The organism is Nonomuraea ferruginea, assembly GCF_039540635.1.
GTDB classification, from domain to species: Bacteria; Actinomycetota; Actinomycetes; order Streptosporangiales; family Streptosporangiaceae; genus Nonomuraea; species Nonomuraea ferruginea.
In genome coordinates this window covers 81,263-103,133 of sequence record NZ_BAABFD010000002.1, presented here as the reverse complement: position 1 = coordinate 103,133, position 21,871 = coordinate 81,263, and the positions used below count along the sequence as shown (strand labels likewise).

Genomic DNA, 21,871 nt, shown 5'->3' with positions numbered 1-21,871 from the left:
ATGGAAACGTTCTGGTTCCTGCTCATCGCCGTTCTGTGGACGGGCTACTTCGTCCTGGAGGGCTTCGACTTCGGGGTCGGCATCCTGATGCCGTTCGTGGCCCGCGGCGAGGCTCAGCGGCGCACCGTCGTGCGGACCATCGGGCCCGTCTGGGACGGCAACGAGGTGTGGCTGCTCGTGGCCGGCGGCGCCACCTTCGCCGCCTTCCCCGAGTGGTACGCCACCCTGTTCTCCGGTTTCTACCTGCCGCTGTTCCTCATCCTGCTGGCGCTGATCCTGCGCGGTGTGGCGCTGGAGTACCGGAACAAGAGCGACAGCCAGAAAGGGTGGGACCGGGCCTTCTTCTGGGGCTCGCTCGGCCCGGCCGTGCTGTGGGGCGTGGCGTTCGCCAACATCGCCGCCGGGGTGCCGCTGGACGCCGACCACGAGTACACCGGCACCCTGTTCACCCTGCTGAACCCGTTCGCGCTGCTCGGCGGGCTGGCCACGCTGCTGCTGTTCGCCCAGCACGGCGCCGTGTTCCTGGCCCTGCGCACCACGGGCGAGCTGCGCGAGCGGGCCAGGAGGATCGCCCGTGTGCTCGGCCCGCTCACCGTCGTGGCCGCGGCCGCGTTCCTGGTGCTGCTCGGCAGCGACAAGCCGGCCTACTGGGTGATCACCGGCGTGGCCGCCGCCGCGCTCGTCGCGTCGCTCCTGGCCACCGTGCGCGGCCGGGACGGCTGGGCGTTCACCGGCAGCGCGCTGGCCATCGCCGCCCTGGTGGCGGCCCTGTTCACCGCGCTGTTCCCGAACGTCATGCCCGCGCTCGACCCGGCCAACAGCCTCACCATCACCAACGCCGCCTCCAGCCCCTACACCCTCACCGTGATGACCTGGGTGGCGGTCATCTTCACCCCGGTGGTGCTCGTCTACCAGGGCTGGACGTACTGGGTCTTCCGCCGCAGGCTGACCGGGGCGTGAGACGGTGCGCAACGGCGGGACCTCAGGCCCTGCCCGGCCGCCTCCCGGTGTGATGCGCTGGGTTATCGTCAGTTGGAGGTGGAGTCATGAACCGTCCGGCCAGCCGCTCGCCCAAGGCGGCCGTGGAAGCCGCGGTCGAGGCCGCCCGCTGGGCGCCGTCGGTGCACAACACCCAGCCGTGGACCTTCGCCGTCACCGGTGAGGAGATCAGCCTGCGCGCCGACGCCGAGCGCCGGCTGCGCTTCGGCGACGCCGAGGGCCGCGAGATGATCGTCAGCTGCGGCGCGGCCCTGTTCACCATGCGGACCGCGATGCGCCGGGCCGGGTACGAGCCGGACGTGCGGGTCATGCCCGACCCCGACCGGCCCGCGCTGCTGGCCGTGGTCCGGGTCGGCGCCGAGTCCGACCCCGACGAGCGCACCTCGGTCCTCGCCGCCGAGATCGAGCGGCGGCGCACCCACCGGGCCGGGTTCACCGGCCTGCCGGTGCCCGACCGGCTGGTCGAGGCGCTGGTCAAGAGCGCTGCCGCGGAGGGCGCCCGGCTCACCCCCGTGGTCGCGCCCGACGCGGTCACCGTGGTCGCCGCGCTCACCCAGGCCGCGCAGGGCGTGCAGGCGCAGGACCGGCGCTTCACCCTGGAGCTGATCCGCTGGGCCCGCCCGCCGGGCAGCACCCGCACGGACGGCGTGCCCGCGGGCGCCTACCCCCGCGATCCGGTCCGCACCCAGCCGCACTTCGCCCAGCGCGACTACTCCTGGCGCCACCAGTGGGGCAGTGAGACCGGCGACCCCGGCGCCACCGGCACCGGCGTCGTGGCCCTGCTGACCACGCCGGGCGACACCCGCGAGGACTGGTTGGCCGCGGGCCAGTCGCTGCAGCGCGTCCTCCTGCACGCCTCCGCGTACGGGGTCAGCGCCGCCTTCCACACGCAGGTGCTGGAGATGCGCCATCTGCGGGAGTTCCTGCGCGAGGAGCTGTGCTCCGGCGAGTACCCGCAGATGATCATGCGGCTGGGCATCACCTTCGACGACAAGGACGCCGTACGGCGCCCGGTGGAGGACCTGCTGGGCTGAAGTGCCCGCCGGGCGGGGGACCAAGGTCACCACGCGGGAGGCCGTCCGGCACTGCCTGGGAAAGGGTTCGAAACGGTGTGATGGGGATGTGAGGGAAAGACCCAGCCCGACCTGAAAGGGGCCCGTCATGGCCACCACCACCCCCGCCAAGCCCGTCCACACGACCCTGACCGCCGACGGCAGACGCCCCGTCGACTACGTCTGGGCCATCGCCAGGATCGCGCTGGGCTGGACCTTCCTGTGGGCGTTCCTCGACAAGACCTTCGGCCTCGGCTTCGCCACCACCGCCGAGAAGGCGTGGCTGGCGGGCGGCAGCCCCACCACCGGCTTCCTGAAGGGCACCGAGGAGAACGCGCTCGGCGGCTTCTTCACCGCACTCGCCGGTCAGCCCTGGGTGGACTGGCTGTTCATGGCCGGACTGCTCGGCGTCGGCGCCGCGCTCATGCTGGGCGTGGGCCTGCGAGTGGCCGCCGTCGCCGGTGGCCTGATGCTGATGCTCATGTGGGCGGCCGCGCTGCCTCTGACCACCAACCCGTTCATGGACGACCACATCATCTACACGATCGTCCTCGCCGGTCTGGCCCTGGCCAACGCCGGCACCACCCTCGGCCTGGGCAACCTGCCGATCATCCAGCGGAACCCGTACCTGCGCTGACCTCCCGCCTCATCAGCACCGTCATCAGCACCGCCGCGCCCGCCCCCACCGGGGGTGGGCGCCCGTCGTGTGCGGGTGCGAGACTGACCCTTATGAGGGAGAGTGAGCAGAGCCCGTTGCTGCCCAGCATGCGTCTCGACGACCTCCTGGCGGAGCTGCAGGTGCGCCTGCAGGCGGTGCTGGCCACCCGCGACCGGGTGCACGCCCTGATGGAAGCGGTCGTCTCGGTGGGCAGCGACCTCGACCTGGAGACCGTGCTGCGGCGCATCGTGGAGACCGCCACCAGGCTCGTCGACGCCACCTACGGGGCGCTGGGCGTGGTCGGCCAGGAGAGCACTCTCATCCAGTTCATCCCGGTCGGGCTGAGCGAGGAGGAGATCGCCAAGATCGAGCACTGGCCCCACGGGCTCGGCCTGCTCGGCCTGCTCATCAAGGACGCCAGGCCGCTGCGGCTGGGCCGCATCTCCGACCATCCCGAGTCCTACGGCTTCCCGCCCGGCCACCCGCCCATGGGCACCTTCCTGGGCGTGCCCGTACGGGTGCGCGACGAGGTGTTCGGCAACCTCTACCTGACGGAGAAGCGCGGCGGCGGCGAGTTCGACGAGGAGGACGAGGCCATCGTCATCGCGCTGGCCACCGCGGCCGGCGTCGCCGTCGAGAACGCCCGCCTGTACGAGGAGACGCGCCGGCGCGAGACCTGGCTGCAGGCCTCCTCCGAGATCACCACCCGCCTGCTGTCCGGCGCCGCCCCGCACGAGGTGCTCAGCATGATGGCGACCCGCGCCCACCAGATGACCGGCGCCGACCTCGTCCAGGTCCTGCTGCCGGGTCCCGACGGGAAACGGCTGCACGTCGAGTACGCCGAGGGCGACGGCGGCCAGGAGACCACCGGCATCACCTTCGGCCTCGACGACAGCCCGGCCGGCCAGGTGTTCCGCACCGGCCACGCCGCCACCGCCGACGACCTGCACGACCGCGACTCCGAGCTGCGCGAGCTGGGCTACGGCCCCGAGCTGCTGATCCCGCTCGGCTCCGGCCAGACGGTGCGCGGCGTGCTGGCCCTGGCCAAGTGGAGCGGGCGGCTGCCCTTCAGCGCCGCAGACCTGCGCATGCTGGAGGCGTTCGCCGGCCAGGCCGCCATCGCGCTGGAGCTGGCCGAGACGCGACGCCACGCCGAGCGGCTCGGCCTGCTCGAAGACCGCGACCGCATCGCCAAGGACCTGCACGACGTCGTCATCCAGCGGCTGTTCGCGATCGCGATGACGCTCATGAGCACCGTCCGCCTGGTCGACCGGCCCGAGGCGTCCAACCGGCTCCAGCAGGCCGTCAACGAGCTGGACGAGACCATCCGCCAGATCCGCTCCACCATCTTCGCCCTCCAGGCCACCCCCGAGACCACCGGGCCCACCCTGCGCGGCCGGATCGTCGACCTGGTCGAGTCGGCCCGCGGCCACCTCGGCTTCATGCCCGGCCTGCGGATGGAGGGCCAGATCGACAACCAGGTGCCGGAGGAGGTCGCCGAGCAGGTGCTCGCCGTGCTGCGCGAGATGCTCTCCAACATCGTCAGGCACGCCAAGGCCAGCAGGGCAGGCGTGGCGGTGGAGGTCACGGGCGACGGGCTGACGCTGACCGTGCACGACAACGGGGTCGGCATCCCCGCCGAGGGCCGCCGCAGCGGCCTGCGCAACCTGGAAGAGCGCGCCACCCGGCTGGGCGGCACGTTCGAGATCAGCTCTCCGGACGAGGGAGGGTCGTCGCTGCGCTGGCGTGTCCCCCTATGATGCGCCGGCCGCTGATCCGCTCGGCCTCGACCACGATGTAGTGGTCCTTGCTGCCGGGCGCCCACGGGGTCAGCGGCAGCGAGGCCAGGCGCGACATCTCGCCGGGGTCGGTCACGGCGCGCGCGTGCCCGACGGCGGTCACGGACCAGCCGGTGCGCAGCTCCGGGTCGAACTCGTCGACCTCGAAGGCCACGACGGCCTGCCGGGTGGCGGCGGCCAGCTTGGAGCCGATGCCGGTACGGATGACGATCCGCTCGCCGTCCAGCAGGAACGCCACGGGCTGCACCGCGGGAAGGGCGCGATCGGTGAAGACGATCCGCCCGATGGGCGTCGACGACATCAAACGCAGGCACTCCTCCCTGGAGAGCACCTGCAGGCCGGACGAATCGAGTTGCATGGGACCCAGCATTCCCCATAGGGAACGCACGTCATTAGGGGCGAAGGTCCCTTCATTCGCCCCGACCGGCACGAAGGCGTGCCGCCAGCGCCGCGGCCTGGGTGCGCCGCTGCATGTTGAGCTTGGACAGCAGGTTGGACACGTAGTTCTTGACCGTCTTCTCGGCCAGGAACAGCCGCTCGCCGATCTGCCGGTTGGTCATCCCCTCGCCGATCAGGTCGAGGATGTGGCGTTCCTGCTCCGACAGGGCGGCCAGCGGGTCCTGCTTGGCGGCCTGGTCGCGCAGCCGCTGCAGCATCGCCGCGGTGGTCTGCGGGTCCAGCAGCGACTGGCCGGAGGCCACCGTGCGCACCGCGCCCACCAGGTCGGAGCCGTGGATCTGCTTGAGCACGTAACCGGCGGCTCCCGCCATGACCGCGTTGAACAGCGCCTCGTCGTCGGCGTACGACGTCAGCATCAGGCACGCCAGGCCCGGCACCTTGGAGCGGACCTCACGGCACACGTCGACGCCGTTGCCGTCGGGCAGGCGCACGTCGAGCACGGCCACGTCAGGCCGGAGCGCCGGGATCCTGGCCACCGCCGACTCGGCGGTGCCCGCCTCGCCGATGACCTCGATGTCGTCCTCCGAATCGAGCAGGGCGGCGACACCGCGCCGGACCACCTCGTGATCGTCGACGAGGAACACGCGAATCATGCCTCCGACGTTAGCACCATCACCCTGGACCGAAAGAGGCTTAGGTCCCCTTCGACCCAGGCAGTACGGCCCTGTCCATCGCTCCGGACCCCATCGGATCATGAAAGCAAGGGCCCGCGTCCCGGCTGAGGATCTTGCCGGGGATAAGGTCGGGACCAGGGGAGAGGAAGGACACGTACATGATCATCGTGGGGGTCGACGGGTCGAGGGCCGGGCTGGAAGCCACGGCGTGGGCCGCCAGGGAGGCGGCGCTGCGGGAGGTGCCGCTGACGATCGGGCACGCCATCGCCGGCTGGGCGGTCGAGACCGGCGCCGGCGGCCGCTACGCCGAGGTCGCGGCGTGGATGCGGCAGGGCGGTGAGTCCGTGCTGGCCACGGCCGCCGAGCGGGCCCGGCGCGAACGGCCGGGCATCTCCGTGAAGACCGTCCTGCTGCCCGGCGACCCGCGCGGCGCCCTCATCGACGCCGCGCGCGAGGCCCAGCTGCTCGTCGTCGGCAGCCACGGGCTCGGCGCCGTGCGCGGCCTGCTGGTCGGCTCGGTCGCGCACGGCGTGGCCGGCCAGGCCACCTGCGACGTCGTCGTCGTCCGCGAGCTGCCCGCACAGCCGCGCGACGAGGTCGTGGCCGGCGTCGACGGCTCGCCCGCCTCCAGCCGCGTGCTCGGTTTCGCCTTCGCCGAGGCGGAGCTGCGCGGCCACGCCCTGCGCGTCGTGCACGCCTGGTCCTGGACCGGCCTAGAGCCGTCCGACGGCGAGGGACCCGAACGGGCCGTGCTGCGCGACGCGCTCGCCGGCCACCGTGAGAACCACCCCGGCGTGCACGTCATCGAGGAGATCGTCCAGGGACACCCCGTCGAGGTGCTCAGGGAGGCCGCGACCGGCGCCGGACTGCTCGTCGTCGGCACCCACGGCTACGGCACGTTCGCCGGCATGGTGCTCGGCTCGGTCAGCCAGGCGATGCTCCAGCACTCCCCGGCACCCCTCGCCGTGGTCCGGTGCCGCACCGAGGCCCAAGGTCCCCGCCCCTGAGGACCTTGGCCACCACCGCCGGAGGCCGCCGCCCGTCAAGGTGGAGGTGATCTCAGGACTCCGAGGACGGGGGAGCGGCGGTGTCAGCGCAGGCGAAGGCCGGGCCGGACCATCACGACCAGCTCAGCGGCTACCTGGCCGGGATCGGCGGCACCCCGCTGCTGACCGCCTCGGAGGAGGTCGAGCTGGCCAGACGGATGGAGGCGGGCGCCTACGCCGCCCACCTGGTCGCCGAGCGCGGCCCCGACCCCGAGCTCGCGGCCGTGGCCGCCGACGGCTGGGCCGCCCGCGACCACATGATCCGCGCCAACCTGCGGCTGGTCGTCGCCATCGCCAAACGGTACGCCCACCGCGGGTTGTCGTTCGCCGACGTCATCCAGGACGGCAACCTGGGCCTGATCCGCGCCGTCGAACGGTACGACCACACCAAGGGCTACCGGTTCTCCACCATCGCCGCCTGGTGGATCCGCAAGGCCATCCAGCAGGGCATCGAGCACGCCCACACGGTGCGGCTGCCCATCGGCCTGCAGGACCGCCTGATCGCCGTCACCCGGGCCGAGATCGAGGCCACCCACCAGCTGGGCCGCCTGCCCACCGAGGCCGAGGTGGCCGCCAGGGCCGGCGAGGAGACCGCCAGGCTGGCGGCCCTGCGGCGCACCCCGCAGGACTGCGTCAGCCTCGACCTGGTCGTCCAGGACGGCCAGCACGCGATGACCCTCGGCGACATGATCGAGGACCCCGACGGCGAGCGGGCCGAGCAGGCGGTCGAGCGCGCGGAACTCAAGCGGGTGCTCGCCGCCGCCCTCGGCGGGCTCGCGCCCCGCCAGCAGCTGATCCTCAGGCTCCGGTACGGGCTCGACGGGTACGAGGAGCACACCACCCGGCAGATCGCCGCGCGGATGGGGCTCACCTCTCACTGGGTGCGCCGGCTGGAGAAGGAGTCGCTCACCAGGCTGCGCCGCTCCATGCGGCACCGCTGGACGCACTGAGGAAGGGCCGGCTCAGTCGTCCTCGTCAGATCGTTCGATCTTGATGGTCCACTGGGCGGCGAGCGCGCCCATCGCGCTCAGCGCGGTCACGACGGGAGCGAGGACCAGCGCCCCCACGCCGACCGTCACCGGCACCTGCATGACGGTGTGACCGCGCGTGTCCCTGACGATGATCATGCGGGCGTTGCCCTCGTGGATCACGTTCTTGATCCGGTCGGTCAGCTCCGGCTTCTCCTCGGTGACGCTCATGCGCCGTGGCTCCTCCCACTCACGGTACGGCGATCGCCGCACGGTGAGGCTTCCCCTCGGCGAGAGCCTTGACCGTGGCGAGCTGTCCGCGGACGGCCAAGAAGTCCGATGTATCGGACAGCAGCAGGTAGATCAGCCCGAGCACCCCCGGACGGCACAGGATCCGCTGCCGCAGGACCAGCCGCGTGTGGCCGTCCTGTTCCCGCAGCTCCACGGCCCAGGTCACGGTGACGTGGAAGGCGTGCACGGCCATCACCAGGGTCCGGCCGGGCTCCTCCTCCACGACCTCGGCGCCCCGCCCGGCCAGCTCCGGCAGCAGGGGCCAGACGTCCTCGGGCGCGGCGGCGATGGTGACGGCCCGGGTGGCGATGACGTGCGGGCGCGGGATGACGGCGTCGCCCGGCATCGGGGCGCGCGCCTCTCCGGCGGTGGCCCCCCAGCGCAGCAGCCGCGGACGGACCAGCAGCCGGAAGGCCGCCAGCCCGGCGAGCGTCAGAACCGTCCACCTCATGGCATTCGTCCTCATGCCTCCATTCCATCAGGCGCGGGAGGCCGAGCTGCAGGGCCTTCCGTCCCTTCTTCGGCCGGAAAACCCGGTGCGGCGCGCCACGGGTCATTGCTAGCCTCCGCGGCATGCGTACCGCTCCGATCGAATAGCGCCCGGCACGAGGTTCCAGCCGCCTTGTGTCCGTACGCGCTAACGGAGTGTCACCACATGAACACCGCCCTCAGGCGGAACAAGAACTTCGCCCTGCTCCTGTCCGGCCAGATCGTCTCCAACGCCGGCGACCACATCCAGGACTTCGCCTTCCTCCTCCTCGTGCTGGCCATGACCGGGTCGGCCGCGCAGAGCGGGCTCGTCCTCGGCGTCAACACCGCCGCCTACCTGCTCGTCGGCCTGGCCGCCGGCGCGCTCGTGGACCGCTGGGACCGCCGGCGCACCATGATCTGGTGCGAACTCGGCCGCGCCGCCCTCGCCGCCACCGTCGCCGCCGCGCTCTGGCTGGACCGGCTCACCCTGCCCCACCTGTACGCGGTCGCGGCGCTCGGAGGCGTGCTGCACGCGCTCTTCCAGTCCGCGAGCACGGCCGCGCTGCCCACCATCGTCGGCCCCGCCCAGCTCGCCCGCGCCCTCGCCGTCACCCAGGGGACGCTCAACACGCTGCGGGTCAGCGGCGCCACCCTCGCCGCGGCCGTCCACGGGCTGGGCCGGACCGTGCCGTTCGCCGTGAACGCCGTCTCGTTCGTCGCCTCGGCCGCCAGCCTGCGGCTCATGCGGGCGTCCTTCCAGGAGGAGACCCGCCCGCCGGGGCCCGGCAGCCTCGTCGCGGAGATCCGCGAAGGGCTGACCTGGCTGTGGCGGCAGCCGGTGATCCGCCTGTTCGGCCTGCTCCAGACCGGCGACATGCTCAGGTACGGGGCCGGCTACCTGGTCATCATCACCCTGGCGCAGGGCGTGGGCGCCTCACCCCAGCAGATCGGGCTGATCTTCAGCGCGGCCGCCGCCGGGTCGCTGCTCGGCTCACTGCTGGCGGCCCGGCTCGCCGCCCGCTTCCCGATCGGCCGCCTCGCCGCGGCCATGCTGTGGGTGGAGGCCCTCGTCTTCCCCCTGTACGCGGCCGCGCCCGACGCCCTGCTCCTCGGCCTCGTCGCCTTCGCGGAATCGGTGCTGCCGCCCGTCTACTCGGTGGCCATGACCAGCCACCGCCTCGCCATCACCCCCGACCACCTGCGCGGCCGCACCTCGGCCGCCCTGGAGACGCTCACCATGGGCGCCCTGTCGGCGGGCACGATGGCGGGCGGCGCCATGATCGCCGCCTGGGGACCCAAGCCCGCCACCCTGACCCTGGCGGCCTGGCTCCTCCTCCTGGCCATCACCGCCACGGCCGCCCCATCCGTCCGCCGGATCCGGTGACCCCTCGCCTCACTGGTTCGAACCCGGTGCTGTACACCCTGGATATCCTCCGCACCCACCCGTTGCCCCGGGCTTCCCTTGACCCCGCACGCCCGCCCGTCCACGAAGGGCCCCGCTGCGCTCGGGCGTTCTCTTCGGTGCCGGGCTTCGCCCAGCCGGGACGGATGGCTCGAATTCCTTGACTCGGCGCGATGAGGGGTGCGTCATCCGACGTCGTGCCGCTGGCGCCGGGCGGCTGAACTTGATAGCCGTGCCCGCCTTCACCGGGCGACGTACTCTGCCAGCACGTTCGCCGCGCCCTCCGGATCGCGGCGGGACACCGGGCCGGGCACCGCATGCCTGCCCCGCCGTACCAGTCGAACGCTCGGACCGGGGTTGCCGCGCCGCCGCACAGATGCAGCCCTACGATTGCCACTGCATGGCTGAACCCCGTACGTGCTTGGGGGCGGTCGACGATCCAGGGTTCGTTTTCTCACCCTGGCTCACTGGAGAACGTGGCTCCAACTCCGTCCGTGCCTATTGTCGCTCAGGCGTATGTCGTCGAGGTGCTGCCCCTGTCGGTGACGGCTGCCATCATGCATGTGACTGATCACGGGAGTTACGGTGATGGACGTACACGAAGAATTTGGCTGGCTCGCAAAGCATGGCCCGTTCTATGACGTCTCCTGTGTCACCTTCGCCCGATCCCTCAGCCCTCGTGAGGCGTTGACGTGTCTAGGTGCAGACTGCAACGGGATCGGAGAGGTGACCTTCGAAGAGCACCAAGAACGAACGATGAGGTACATCGACTCGGACAACATGCGCACCAGCTATGTGGGCGCGCTGGAGATGAACGGCTGGACCGTTCTGATCCAGCTCTGGACTGGATCGATCGGCCTCAACAAGCGCCTACTCCGCAGCCTCTCTCAGGCGACTGAGGTGGTGTCGATCTATCGCAACCTCCATGCCACGGACTATTTCGTCTACGCGGTCGACAGTGAAGAGGTCACGAGCTTCGATCAATTGGTTCCTGATACACGCTGGGGCAGTGATCCCGACCGCCTGGCCAGCGAGATGCGCGAAGTCGGCCTGTCCTGGGAGGGGCCCGGTATCGACGCCCCCTTCCCCCGGTCTTTCGCTCTGGCGAAGAAGATCACTGGCTTTTCTTTCTCGGAGGACATGCTCAGCACACCATTCCTCGGTGCCGCGATCCGTGACTGATGACCGGATCCAACGCCCCTACAGTCGGTCGCGGTGGCAGGTCGATGAGAACGTGTCATCCGTGCCATTAGCGTGCCATTAGCTCCGACCGGGCGACATGACGATTGCTCGCCGGGGACGAGCGAGAGGGGAGCTGGGGCAGGTGTCGCGTTCGCCATGCTCCCGGTCCGTTTTCCCGACCTCCCGACGAACCCTGAGGAGCCGCACCACGCCGCGTTCTGCCAAATCCGCCATCTGGCGCATCACGCCGACCGCAGTCTGTGTCAGGCCCCGGGGTCGACGTTCGGGTCTACTCTGGGGAAGGAGGACGACATGATCGACAAGAGCGACCAGGCGGACCCCGGCGCAGACGACACCGACGGGCAGCGCTGGGGGCAGCGGACCTTCAGCCCCGAGGTGGTCGAGCGAGCCCACGAGGAGATTCGCCGCCAGGAGGCGGAGCGCCGTCGGCGATTGTTCGGCGACCGGCAGCCGTTCGCGGTTCCCGAGGACATCATCGACTTCGACTTCGAGCCGGAGGCTGGTGTGCCCGTCGACTACGCCTTGAATACCGCGGCGGCAACGGACGCCACGGGAGGGCGCATGTCGCACGAGCGGTGCTACGAGCTGTCGATCGCGGCGGCGCGGCAGCAGGGTTTCCTGACCCGTGCCCAACTGGCCCGGCTCGGGGTCGACGACGGTGAGCTGGACCGTCTCCGGGAGGCCGGGCTGCTGACCGAGCTCGACCACGGCGTCTACCAGCACGCCGCCAGCTCGGTGGCACTCAAATACGGCTATTCCTACGCCGCGTGGCTGGCGCTGGCTCCCGACCGGTTCCGCTGGGAGCGGCCGCAGACCGCGACCGACGACGCCGTGCTGTCGCACGAGTCGGCGGCCCGGCTGCTCGGCCTCGGGGCGCTCGCCGTGCCGCGGACGATCTTCACCGCGCCGGCCGAGCTGCCCGCGCCACGGGCCACGATCATCCATGTCGAACGGCTGGCGGCGGCGGACGTCACCGTCGTCGAGGGCATTCCGGTGACCACGCCGTTCCGGACGATCCTGGATCTGATGCGGGGCTTCACCGACCACGACGACTTCGGGCGCGCGCTCCAGGAAGCCGTCCGGCGCGATCTGGTGGACCTTCAGGAGGTCTATGACGCCATGCTGCCACTCGCTCCGGCCCACAGTTTCCCGACCGCCGGACCGGATTTCGTCGCCCACTTCCTGCCGGACCTCGACCCGTCCGGACTGACGCCGAGAAACTTGCGGGCCTATGCAGAGCTGACGGCTGCCGACAGCGTCGCTGAAGCGCAGAGCCGGGTCGCGGTCCTGTTGGCCGAGCTGCGTTATCCGACAGGTGCTCAGCACCCTGCCGACGACGGGCTGAGCCGGCAGATCGCCGCCGAGATCGTCGGGCGGCTGCGCCGGTAGCTCGACTCCCTGGAAGACGAGGCAGACTCAGCTCTCTGAGCCTGTCCGTGCCACTCCGTTGCCATCGCTACCGCACGCCGACCGGCCGCTCGCTGCGCGGACGCGGGCGACTGACTCGCGAAGGTCAGCCGGCTCTGCCGCACTGAGCTGGAAGAGCAGCTCGTCCCGGTCGCGGACCGCTCGCGCAGTCCCGGGTCGCCGCACAAACCCTTAGCGCCGCCACTACCGCCGCGCCGCGCTCCTCGGGCGCCGCCGCGTAGGCCCGCACGTGGAGGTCGGCCTCGGCCGGTACGCCGTGGTCGGTGTGCAAGGTGAAGTACGGATGCACGAGCGTGTTGTTGGGGGATCTCCGGGTCTCGGTCGAGGCCGGGGTCCAGACGGGAAACGGCCTTTCCCATGGCCTTCCGGCGCGAGGATAGTTGCGGGCAATCGGCTTGTAAGCGGGCTCCGAAGAATGGGTGACATGACAGATTTCTCTGTGGTGCGCAGAGTCGCCCCCGGCCGCACCAGTGCCGTCCTCGTACTCCTCCTGCTTGTGCTCTCGGGATGCGGCTTCGCCGGTGGCGAGACCGGGGGCGCTGAGACCGCTCCGGCACCCGTGACCAGCCATACGACCAGCGAAAGTGCACCCGCTCAGGCGGAGAGCGCGCCGGCCCAGGAAGCGAATGACGAGCCTTCGACGGCGGTCGAGCCGGGCGGCACCCTGACCGACGGCAGCACGGTGTCGGCCGAGCTGACCCGGGCGGGGCAGAAAGACAAGTTCACCCTGGACCTGGGCGACGCCAAGGAGTTCTACGTCGCCGACATGCAGGGTGCCGACATCCAGTTACAGGTGTTCTCCGAAGTCGACGGCGAACCGCTGGGCCCGTCCAGCGTCGCGATGAGCTTCGGCACCTCGCTCTTCAAACTGACCAAGGTGGGCGGGCACCGGCTGGAGGTTTGGGGGAACACGAACGTCATAGGCGCGTACAGCTTCCGGATCGCGACCGTGAAGGTCCGCACCTTCCCCGTGGCGGTCGGCCTGCAGATCGGCGAGGGCAGCCCTGACGGGGCCGGGCGGCTGGACGTCCCCGGACGGATCGACCGCTTCGAGTTCGACTCCGACGGCGCGACGGCCGTCAAGGTCCTCGGGGGCGCGGGGGCGTGCACGGCCATCCAGCTGGAACTGTACGACGCCGCCGAGAAGAGCGTCGCCGACGCCCGGCAGCCTATCCCGCTGTGCGGCTACGAGTTCGACATCCCACTGTCGGGCGGGGACGGGCGCTACGCGCTGGTCGTCAGGTCGGGCGAGGCCAAGACCGGGGCGTACTCCTTCCAGATCGCGCGCGCCGGCTGAACGGTCAGGAACGGCGCAGGCTCCCGCGGTACTCCAGCGAGCCCGCGCCCTCCTGCCGTACGAGGTCCAGTGTCCCGGCGGCGTTCAGCGTGAGCGTCATGTCTCCGCCCACGCACCGATCCCGCTGCGCCACGGCCATGTCGAGCACGGTGTCGCTCCTGACGCGAGTCAGCGTGGCCTGCTGGTCACAGTCGCCGGCGGCCCACGTCCCGGCGCTCTGCCCGCCCGGCAGGGTGACCGTGACCTCGACGCTTTTCTTACGGTCGTCCTGCGAGATGACCTGTCCCGTCCAAGTCCCCGCGAAGGCTTCGGGGATCCCGCCCGTCCCGGCCGTAGCCGATCTGGACGACGATTCCGGAGATGACGTCGGTGTCCGCCCGGAGGCCGATTCCCGGTCAGCGGGCGGATCGGACGCCGTCTGCGTCGTCGCCTCGCCGCCTTCGGCCGGGACGCCGATCGTCCCCGTCGCGTACAGCACACCGGCCGTCGCGAGAGCCGCCAGGGTGACGGCGATCAACGGCAGGGCCGGCCGCATCCTCCGCCGGGTGACCGTCTCGCCGTACGAGAAGTCGCCCTGACCCCGCACCGTCGATCCGTCGACGGACGGCAGCACCTTGGTCGGGCTCGGGGCCGGCCAGTCCGGGGGGACGTACGCGCTGGGAACCGGGCCGACGTCGGGAACCGTGACGGTGGAGGCCCCGGGGTCGACCAGGCGGATCAGCAACGACCGGGCAGAAGGGCGGGCCCGGGGATCCTTCGACAGGCAAGCGGCCAGGGTCTCGCGCAGGCTCTGCGGAATGCCGGAAAGGTCGGGCTCCAGGGTGAGAATGCGGTGGAAGACGGCGGCAACGGTGTCGCTGCCGAACGGCGCCCGCCCGGTCGCCGCGTAGACCATGGTCGCGGCCCAGGCGAAGACGTCGGCCGCTGAAGACCCGTGCTCTCCCTTGAGCTGCTCAGGCGCCATGTACGGTGGCGTCCCCGACATCGTCGAGGACGCCGTGCCGTCGCCGAGCGGCCGGGCGATGCCGAAGTCGACCACGCGTGGCCCGTCGGGACCGAGCAGCACGTTGGCGGGTTTGAAGTCCCGATGGACGACCCCGGCACCGTGGATGGCCGCGAGGGCGCTGGCCGTGCCGACCGCCAGCCGCTCCAGGTCGCCGTCCCGCAGGGGACCGCCCGCGCGTACCCGCTCCTGCAATGACGGGCCCGCGACGAATTCGCTCACCACGTACGGCACCGGCCCGTCAGGCTCGGCCTCCAGCACGCGGGCCGTGCAGAAGGGGGCCACCCGGCGGGCCGACTCCAGCTCCCTGGCCAGCCGGCGGCGGGTGTCGGGATCGTTCCCACCCCTGAGAACCTTGATCGCAACGCGGCCGCCGGACGCGCTCCGCCCCTCGTAGACGACCCCCTGTCCGCCCTCGCCCAAGCGTGCGACCACCTGGAACGCCCCGAGCACACGTGGGTCTCCCGGCTCCAACGGGCCAGCGGACATGATCTCCTCCACGCACGTTGGGCGAGCTGCCACCGGCACGCCGGGATTCTCCAGGATCATGTCAGATTTTAGTGACGATTCGTGGATCAAGCAGAAACGCCGGCGGCCCGCCCGGGAGTCGGGGCAGGCGCGCCGCAGTGCTTCCCTGTGTCCCACCTGAGGGCTGCCGGTCCGAGATCAGTGAGCTCCTCAGCGGTCGAGCCTGATGGAGGTGGGAAGACTCAGATTCACCGACCCTCGCCGAGGTTGATCGCCGGACACCTCCGGTGACTCGCCGACCGGCTTCACCCTCGTCCGAAGCCGGTCAGCCCCGTCATCGCTCGGCCGGCTCCTTGACCGCCACCGGAGCCTCGGCGTGCCTGCCCGCCGAGGGGCGGCCGGTGACGTAGGTGGCCAGCAGGAGCAGGAGGGCCGCCTGGGCGAGCATGCCGGGGGCCAGCGGCGGGGCGTCGCCGACCGACTTGGTGAACGCGTGCCACCATTGCCCGATCATCGACACTCCGTCGAGCGCGCCCGAGAAGGACCCCACCGTCATGTTGGCCGACACGTGCGCGAACACGCCGAAGGCCGAGGCGAGCAGCACCACGGCGGCGATCACCCGCACCGTGCCGGAGAGCCGGGTGGCCAGCAGCAGGAGAACGCCGACGGCGAGCAGCGTCAGCGCCGCCCACGGCACGAGCTGCTGGACGCTGCGCCAGTGGCGCTCCACGGCGAGCTCGAAGCCGGCGCCGAAGATGGCGATGACGGTCAGCGCGGCCAGGGCGCGCCGCACGAGCGTCGGGTTCACCGCGCACCCGCCGACGCCGCGACGAGGCTCGCACCGGCCGTGTGAGCCATGAGAGGCGCGTTCATTCTCACCGTTTTCATCGTGAAACCGTCTTTCCACGTCAGAGGCCTGCGCAACCCATGTTCGCCGGGCCGCCTGAAGACGACCTCTGTGGAACATGAAGACCATCTGAGAAAACCGGTCAATTGACTGCTCCCCTCCCTGAAGGAAGGGGATTCTTCCCGGCCCTTCAGGGACTTCAGGGGATTTCTGGCTCACGCTGCCTCTTGCCCCAGCGGGACGAGAGGTCTTCCACGATCAGCACCAGCCGGGTTCAGACCAGCCCGGACGAGCATCACGCGGGCGGAGTTCTTGTCCCTGGGAGACACGGTTCCGCACGCGGTGCAGGTGTATGTGCGTTCCGACAGCGGGAGTGCGTGCTTGGTTCTCGCTCCGCACTGTCCGCAGTCCATGGTGGTGTGCGCGGGGTGCACGAGCCGGAGGTCCCTGCCGTGCTTGCGCGCCATGTTGATCAGTTCGTGCTTGGTGGCCGAGATCGCCGCGTCGGCCGCCTTGCGGGCCATGGTGGACTTGGCGAGGAACTTCGGCCGGAAGTCCTCCACGGCCAGCGCATCATGGTCACGCACGACCTTCTTGGCCCACTTGCGGGCAGTGTCGATCCGCTGCCGGGCGACCTTCTTGTGCGCCTTGGCGGCCTGCTGCCTGGCCTGTCGGTAACCGTTCGAGGCCGCCTTCCCTTTTGCGGGCTTCCGCCTGGCCATCTGCCGCTGGTATCGGGCCAGCCGGGCGGCGGCCTTCTTCCCATGCCCGGCGTAGGGCAGGTCATGGTCGCCGCTGGTGGTGGTCGCGGTCTCCGTGACGCCCCAGTCAATGCCGATCACGGCACCGGTCTGCGGGAGGGGCCGCATCTCAGCCCGCACGACGAAGGAGGCGTACCAGTGGCCGAGGCTGTCGCGGTAGATGCGCACGCTGGACGGCTCCTCGGGCAGATCCCGCGACCACACCACCGTCAACACGATCCCCCCGGCCACGTGCAGGCGACCGTCCCTCAACCGGAAACCGCGCCGCGTGTAGCTCAGCGTCGGCTTCGCCAGGTGTTTCATTTTGAACTCCGGCATCCCCGCGCGCTGCATGACGGGCAGCCGGGCCTTGATGTCCTTCAACGCTTTCGCCCGGGACTTGGCGAAATCCCGGATGATCTGCTGCTGCGGCACGCACGCGCCTTCGCCTAGCCAGGCGTTCCCAGCGCGCCAACCGGTCAGCATCTTGTCAAGCCGGGCGGGGCCGCACTCTTCACGAGCCTTGTGGGCGGCGCGGGAGGTGGCCACGCACTGGTTCCACGCCCACCGGCACCGGTCCCACTCGGCCAGTAGCGCCGCGAGTGCGTTGGACGACACGCGAAGCCGGTAGGTGTACCGGGCATGCTCGGCCCCCTCGGCATCATTTGGTGTCGTCATGGTGTCATTATGCCTCTGGCATGCCACCATGAACGCATGGAAACCGAGGTGCGCATCACCCTTCGACTACCCGCCGACCTCCACGCCCGGCTTACCGCTCAGGCGAAGACCGACCGGCGATCCCTCAATGCCGAGATCGTGCACCTACTGGAGGCCGCAATCGGCACTCCCCGGGTGAACAGCGATTCACCTTGAAGGCGAATCGCTGCTTCCTGGCCCCGCTACGCGGACAACCGGATTCCTCCCCGGCCTTAAGGCCGGAGCATCCTCCGGTTTATCCGGTGATGTCACGCCGCAGAGTGATGAACCGGGCGGCGAGCACCGCGGCGGCGATGTAGCCGGCGAACAGCAGGCCGCCTCCCCAGGCAGGCAACAGCTCGCCGCCCGAGTCGAGCCGCATGCCGCCGAGCGCCCTGGCCGCCCCGGTCGGCAGCCACCGGAACACGTCGGGCACCAGCCAGGCCAGGAACGCGTCACCGTACATGAACAGCAGGCAGGCCAGGGCGATCGCGCCCACCTGGTGGCGGATCAGCGCGCCGAGCCCGACCCCGAGCAGCGCGTACAGGGTGCTGCCCAGCACCGCGCCGGTCAGCACCCACGGCACGTCGGAGCTCAGCGCGGGATGCCCCTGCGACGACAGGAGCGCCGCCCCCGCGACCAGCGTCGCGAGCGCCGACAGCGCCGAGACGGCCAGCCCCACCAGCCCGTAGACGGCCAGCTTGGCCAGCACCACCCGGCCCCGGCGGGGGCTGGCGAGGAAGCTCCAGGTGATCGTCCCGTGACGGAACTCGCCGCACATCCCCAGGATGCCGATGATCATCGTGAACACGTACGCCTGCTGCGCCATGTTGTAGACGTTGGCCATCCGGACGGCGTCGGACGCGGCCGGCATCAGCGCGGGCAGGCAGGCCCACAGCGCGCAGAACAACGGCGTGACCGCCACCAGCACCCTGGTCGTGCGGCTCGCGCGGGCCTTGAGCAGCTCGGCCCTGATGAGGGGGATCATCCCGCCACCTCCAGGTAGAGGTCTTCCAGACCGGCTCCGGCCAGGGGGCCGCTCCAGCGCAACCGCCCGGCGGCGATGATGACGACGTGGTCGGCGATCTGCTCGACCTCGGCCAGCACGTGGGTGGAGATCAGCACCGTGTGGCCCTCGTGGGCGTACGCGCGCAGAAAGCCGCGCAGCCAGCGCATGCCGGCCGGGTCGAGCCCGTTGGCCGGCTCGTCCAGGATGAGCGTGTCAGGCTCGCCGAGCAGGGCCGTGGCCAGGGCGAGCCGCTGGCGCATGCCCAGGGAGAAACCGCCGACCCTCCGGTGAGCGGCCGCTTCGAGGCCGACCTGCTCCAGCACCCGGGCGACCCGGGCCGCAGGAAGGCCGGCCGCGATCCGTACGGCTTCCAGATGGGTGGCGGCGGTGAGGCCGGGATGGAAGGACGTGGCCTCCAGGACCGCGCCCACCCGCTCCAGCGGGCGGTCGAGCTCGTGGTAGGGCACGCCGCCGAGGACGGCCTCGCCGGACGTCGGCCTGACCAGCCCGAGGAGCATGCGCAGGGTGGTGGTCTTGCCGGCGCCGTTGGGGCCGAGGAAGGCGGTGATCGTGCCCTCGGGCACGGTGAAGGACAGGTCGTCGACGGCCAGGAGCTTGCCGAACGACTTGCGCAGACGATGGACGCGGATCGAGGTCATGCGTTTACGATCGGTGATCGCGGGGTCGTCGCGCATGGGCGCAGGGGTTGATTTCCGTTCTCCAACCACGGGTTGATGTGCGGGGCGCGGCCCGCGATTACCTTGGGGGACGTGGCATTTCTCCGCAGCCGGGCGGCCCGCGTCACGGGGCTCGCCCTCGTGGCCCTCTATCTGCTCTGGGGGCCCATCGCGATCGCGCACTCCAGGGCGACGGCCCAGGAGACTCTGCTCGCGCTGCTCGTCGGGGCCACCACCTGGGGCTGCGCGATCTGGCTGCTCCGCTCCCGCGCCGTCTCCGGCCACAACGTGCCACCGCTCCTGGTCACCGTCGTGGGGGCGGCGGCCATGCAGGCGATCGAGCCCTACACCGGCCTGGGCTTCGCCTTCTTCGCCGCCATCGCCGCGCCGCACAGGGTACGGCTGCGCGCCGCCGTCCCGCTGACCGCGCTCCTGTTGGCCGCCCTGCCGCTGGTGTCCTACCTGACCGGGTTCGACATGGCGGCGGCGTGGGGGATGACGGCGGGGATGGCCTACACGGTGGTGTTCTCGTTCCTGATCTGGCACGTGTCCACGACCAAGCGGCAGGCGGTCGAGGTGGCCGAGGCCCGCGCGGGCGAGGCGGTGCTGCAGGAGCGTGCCCGCCTGGCCCGTGAGGTCCACGACATCCTGGCCCACGCGCAGTCCGCGCAGATCGTCCATCTGGAAGGTGCCCGTGTCCTGCTCAGGACGGGCGCCGACCCGGCGCTGGCGCTCGACCGGGTGGAGCGGGCCGTCCACCTGGCCAGGGTGGGCCTGGAGGAGACCCGTCGCGCTCTCGACACGCTGCGCGGCAGGGACCTGCCGCTGCCGGAGCGCCTCGAACGGCTCGCCGCCGAGTTCCGCGCGACCACCGGGGCGTCGTGCGTGCTCACCGTCGATCCTGGGGCAGCCGGGCTGTCGGCGGAGGCCAAGCTCGCCGTCGCCCGCACCGCCCAGGAGGCGCTCACCAACGTCCGCAAGCACGCTCCCGGCGCGCCGGCCGAGGTGTCGCTGCGCCTGCTCGGCCGCTGGTGCGAGCTGGAGATCCGCGACGGCGGCGCCCCTGCGGCCCGCCTGCCCGGTCCCGGCCTCTTTGACGCGGGAAGCCCTCCGGGCAACGGTCCTGCCCTGAGCAACGGGAGCGCTCAGCAGGGGAACGGCATCGGGCACACGACTGACTGGCCCCACTCGTCAGGCAGTGACGGCCCACGTTCGTCAGGCGACGCCGACATCGGGGGTGTCAGGGATGGGGTTGGTGAGGGAGCCGTGGAGCCGGGCGGGCGGATGGCCGCGAGAAGTGGTGCGGGTTACGGGCTGATCGGCATGCGTGAGCGGGCGGAGCTGATCGGGGGGTCGCTGACGGCGGGGGCCGACGACGGAGGGTTCGCGGTGGTGCTGCGGGTGCCGGCATGACGGTGCGCGTGCTCGTGGCCGACGATCAGACCGTCGTGCGCGAAGGATTGGTGCTGCTCCTGGGGTTGCTCCCGGACACCGAGGTGGTGGGCGCCGCCGGTGACGGCGAGGAGGCGGTCAGGCTGGTGGCCGAACTGGCCCCGGACGTCGTGCTGATGGACCTGCGCATGCCTCGCATGGACGGGGTCGCGGCGACGCGGATCATCCGACGGGAGCACCCCCGTACCGAGGTCGTGGTGTTGTCGACGTACTCCGACGACGAGTCTGTCTTCGCAGCCTTGAGGGCCGGGGCTCGGGGTTACCTGACGAAGGACACCGACGCCGAATCCCTGGCCAGGGCCATCTCGGTGGTGGCTGACGGCGAAGCACACTTCGCGCCTCCGGTGCAACGCCGCCTGGCGGAGACCGTGGCGGGCGGTCCTGGGGATCGCGAGGTTCTGAGCTCTGGAGCGGGACCAGGTATCGAGGAGAGGTGGGGGTACGCGGCGCCTGGGAACGCCCACGCTGGTGGGGATGGGCGGGGATTCGGCGCGGGTGGGGGTGTTGATATTGGACGGGGGTTCGGTACTGGCGTGGGGCGGGGTTTCGGCGCGGGCGGGGACACTGATGTTGGACGGGGGTTCGGCACTGGCCGGGGCGCTGATGTTGGACGGGGGTTCGGCGAGGGCGCGGGCGGGGGCACTGACGCCGGACAGGAATCCGGTGCGGGTGGGGGCATTGATGTCGGACGAGGTTTCGACAAAGGCGGGGGCGCTGATGTCGGACAGGGCTTCAGCAGGGGCCGGGACATCAACGGGCGGCGGAGGGGTGCAGCGGGGCGGGGTGACCAGGCCGGGCCGGGGAATGTTCAGCCGAGGCGGCCTGACGGGCTGACGCAGCGGGAGGTGGAGGTGCTCGGGCTGATCGCCCAGGGCCGGTCCAATGCGGAGATCGCCGGGCAACTCCACATCTCCGAAGCCACCGTGAAGACCCACATCAACAACCTGTTCGCCAAAACCCGGGTCCGCGACCGCGCCCAAGCCGTCACCTACGCCTTCCGCCAAGGTCTGGCCCCGCCATGAGGACCGGAGTTCAATACCGCTGGTAGGTCAGTGCTTGATCCCGCTATGGGGACGGGACATCAGGTGCGGGCGTCGTACTGCTGGTGGGTCGGTGGTCTGGTCCGGCACGGGGGCGGGACGTCAGCGAGCGTCGTACCGCTGGTAGGGGCGGTGGTTTGGTTCCGCCGTGAGGGCGGGACGTCAGCGAGCGCCGTAGCGCTGGTAGGTCGGTGGTCTGGTCCTGCGTGGGGACGGGATGTCCGGTGCGGGCGCCGTACCGCTGTCAGGCCA

22 protein-coding genes are annotated in these 21,871 nt (G+C 71.0%); 13 read left to right on the top strand and 9 right to left on the bottom strand.

Features of this window, described 5'->3' with window-relative positions:
- The 4 genes from cydB to ABD999_RS03770 all read left to right on the top strand — a co-directional run bounded on the left by cydB (position 1) and on the right by ABD999_RS03770 (position 4,469).
- Positions 1–960, top strand: a complete 960-nt coding sequence (gene cydB / locus ABD999_RS03785; RefSeq protein ID WP_219545818.1) for a cytochrome d ubiquinol oxidase subunit II — start codon at positions 1–3, stop codon at positions 958–960.
- An 86-nt stretch (positions 961–1,046) separates the two neighbouring features.
- Positions 1,047–2,033: an Acg family FMN-binding oxidoreductase gene (locus ABD999_RS03780; protein WP_148031867.1), complete on the top strand. Its 987-nt coding sequence runs from the start codon at positions 1,047–1,049 to the stop codon at positions 2,031–2,033.
- Between the two features lie 127 nt (positions 2,034–2,160).
- Positions 2,161–2,688, top strand: coding sequence for a hypothetical protein (locus ABD999_RS03775; protein WP_219545820.1), 528 nt, complete (start codon positions 2,161–2,163; stop codon positions 2,686–2,688).
- A 92-nt stretch (positions 2,689–2,780) separates the two neighbouring features.
- The gene (locus tag ABD999_RS03770) at positions 2,781–4,469 is read left to right on the top strand and encodes a GAF domain-containing sensor histidine kinase (RefSeq protein WP_148031865.1); all 1,689 of its coding nucleotides are present in this window, start codon (positions 2,781–2,783) and stop codon (positions 4,467–4,469) included.
- Here ABD999_RS03770 and ABD999_RS03765 read toward each other — a convergent pair.
- Together ABD999_RS03765 and ABD999_RS03760 are read right to left on the bottom strand one after the other, a co-directional pair.
- Positions 4,417–4,866, bottom strand: a complete 450-nt coding sequence (locus tag ABD999_RS03765) for a pyridoxamine 5'-phosphate oxidase family protein (RefSeq protein WP_148031864.1) — start codon at positions 4,864–4,866, stop codon at positions 4,417–4,419. The two genes, ABD999_RS03770 and ABD999_RS03765, sit on opposite strands and share 53 nt — an antisense overlap.
- 52 nt (positions 4,867–4,918) lie before the next feature.
- Positions 4,919–5,560 carry a response regulator gene (locus ABD999_RS03760; RefSeq protein ID WP_148031863.1) on the bottom strand — a complete coding sequence of 214 codons (642 nt, stop codon included), beginning with the start codon at positions 5,558–5,560 and terminating at the stop codon, positions 4,919–4,921.
- A gap of 179 nt (positions 5,561–5,739) precedes the next feature.
- Between ABD999_RS03760 and ABD999_RS03755 the strand changes: the two genes are divergently transcribed.
- Positions 5,740–6,588 carry a universal stress protein gene (locus ABD999_RS03755; protein WP_148031862.1) on the top strand — a complete coding sequence of 283 codons (849 nt, stop codon included), beginning with the start codon at positions 5,740–5,742 and terminating at the stop codon, positions 6,586–6,588.
- 80 nt (positions 6,589–6,668) lie between these two features.
- The gene (locus ABD999_RS03750; protein ID WP_222708962.1) at positions 6,669–7,577 is read left to right on the top strand and encodes a sigma-70 family RNA polymerase sigma factor; all 909 of its coding nucleotides are present in this window, start codon (positions 6,669–6,671) and stop codon (positions 7,575–7,577) included.
- Positions 7,578–7,589: 12 nt separating this feature from the next.
- On the opposite strand, the gene ABD999_RS03745 is transcribed toward ABD999_RS03750, so the two are convergent.
- Both ABD999_RS03745 and ABD999_RS03740 read right to left on the bottom strand, forming a co-directional pair.
- Positions 7,590–7,826, bottom strand: coding sequence for a DUF4342 domain-containing protein (locus tag ABD999_RS03745; protein WP_148031861.1), 237 nt, complete (start codon positions 7,824–7,826; stop codon positions 7,590–7,592).
- A gap of 19 nt (positions 7,827–7,845) precedes the next feature.
- Entirely contained in the window at positions 7,846–8,337 is a 492-nt protein-coding gene (locus ABD999_RS03740; RefSeq protein WP_148031860.1) for a hypothetical protein, read from the bottom strand.
- A 204-nt stretch (positions 8,338–8,541) separates the two neighbouring features.
- On the opposite strand from ABD999_RS03740, the gene ABD999_RS03735 reads away from it, so the two are divergent.
- The 4 genes from ABD999_RS03735 to ABD999_RS03720 all read left to right on the top strand — a co-directional run bounded on the left by ABD999_RS03735 (position 8,542) and on the right by ABD999_RS03720 (position 13,687).
- A complete protein-coding gene (locus ABD999_RS03735) occupies positions 8,542–9,741 on the top strand; it encodes an MFS transporter (protein WP_148031859.1) in 1,200 nt (399 codons plus the stop codon).
- Between the two features lie 606 nt (positions 9,742–10,347).
- On the top strand, positions 10,348–10,941 hold the full coding sequence (locus tag ABD999_RS03730) for a DUF6461 domain-containing protein (RefSeq protein WP_271278797.1): 594 nt from the start codon (positions 10,348–10,350) through the stop codon (positions 10,939–10,941).
- 312 nt (positions 10,942–11,253) lie between these two features.
- Positions 11,254–12,351, top strand: coding sequence for a type IV toxin-antitoxin system AbiEi family antitoxin domain-containing protein (locus tag ABD999_RS03725; RefSeq protein WP_271278796.1), 1,098 nt, complete (start codon positions 11,254–11,256; stop codon positions 12,349–12,351).
- Positions 12,352–12,814: 463 nt separating this feature from the next.
- On the top strand, positions 12,815–13,687 hold the full coding sequence (locus ABD999_RS03720; protein ID WP_148031856.1) for a hypothetical protein: 873 nt from the start codon (positions 12,815–12,817) through the stop codon (positions 13,685–13,687).
- A 4-nt stretch (positions 13,688–13,691) separates the two neighbouring features.
- On the opposite strand, the gene ABD999_RS03715 is transcribed toward ABD999_RS03720, so the two are convergent.
- From ABD999_RS03715 to ABD999_RS03705, 3 genes are all read right to left on the bottom strand, one after another.
- Positions 13,692–15,125 carry a serine/threonine-protein kinase gene (locus ABD999_RS03715; RefSeq protein WP_271278795.1) on the bottom strand — a complete coding sequence of 478 codons (1,434 nt, stop codon included), beginning with the start codon at positions 15,123–15,125 and terminating at the stop codon, positions 13,692–13,694.
- Positions 15,126–15,492: 367 nt separating this feature from the next.
- On the bottom strand, positions 15,493–15,966 hold the full coding sequence (locus ABD999_RS03710; protein WP_261808580.1) for a hypothetical protein: 474 nt from the start codon (positions 15,964–15,966) through the stop codon (positions 15,493–15,495).
- Positions 15,967–16,220: 254 nt separating this feature from the next.
- On the bottom strand, positions 16,221–17,423 hold the full coding sequence (locus ABD999_RS03705; RefSeq protein ID WP_271278794.1) for an RNA-guided endonuclease InsQ/TnpB family protein: 1,203 nt from the start codon (positions 17,421–17,423) through the stop codon (positions 16,221–16,223).
- A 36-nt stretch (positions 17,424–17,459) separates the two neighbouring features.
- On the opposite strand from ABD999_RS03705, the gene ABD999_RS03700 reads away from it, so the two are divergent.
- A complete protein-coding gene (locus ABD999_RS03700; protein ID WP_148031854.1) occupies positions 17,460–17,618 on the top strand; it encodes a toxin-antitoxin system HicB family antitoxin in 159 nt (52 codons plus the stop codon).
- Positions 17,619–17,697: 79 nt separating this feature from the next.
- On the opposite strand, the gene ABD999_RS03695 is transcribed toward ABD999_RS03700, so the two are convergent.
- Positions 17,698–18,429, bottom strand: a complete 732-nt coding sequence (locus ABD999_RS03695; RefSeq protein ID WP_271278793.1) for an ABC transporter permease — start codon at positions 18,427–18,429, stop codon at positions 17,698–17,700.
- Positions 18,426–19,109, bottom strand: coding sequence for an ABC transporter ATP-binding protein (locus ABD999_RS03690; protein WP_271278792.1), 684 nt, complete (start codon positions 19,107–19,109; stop codon positions 18,426–18,428). The genes ABD999_RS03695 and ABD999_RS03690 overlap by 4 nt, the downstream gene beginning before the upstream one ends.
- Positions 19,110–19,220: 111 nt before the next feature.
- On the opposite strand from ABD999_RS03690, the gene ABD999_RS03685 reads away from it, so the two are divergent.
- On the top strand, positions 19,221–20,540 hold the full coding sequence (locus ABD999_RS03685) for a sensor histidine kinase (protein WP_271278791.1): 1,320 nt from the start codon (positions 19,221–19,223) through the stop codon (positions 20,538–20,540).
- The gene (locus ABD999_RS03680; protein WP_345482565.1) at positions 20,537–21,601 is read left to right on the top strand and encodes a response regulator transcription factor; all 1,065 of its coding nucleotides are present in this window, start codon (positions 20,537–20,539) and stop codon (positions 21,599–21,601) included. The genes ABD999_RS03685 and ABD999_RS03680 overlap by 4 nt, the downstream gene beginning before the upstream one ends.
- Positions 21,602–21,871 lie beyond the last annotated feature (270 nt).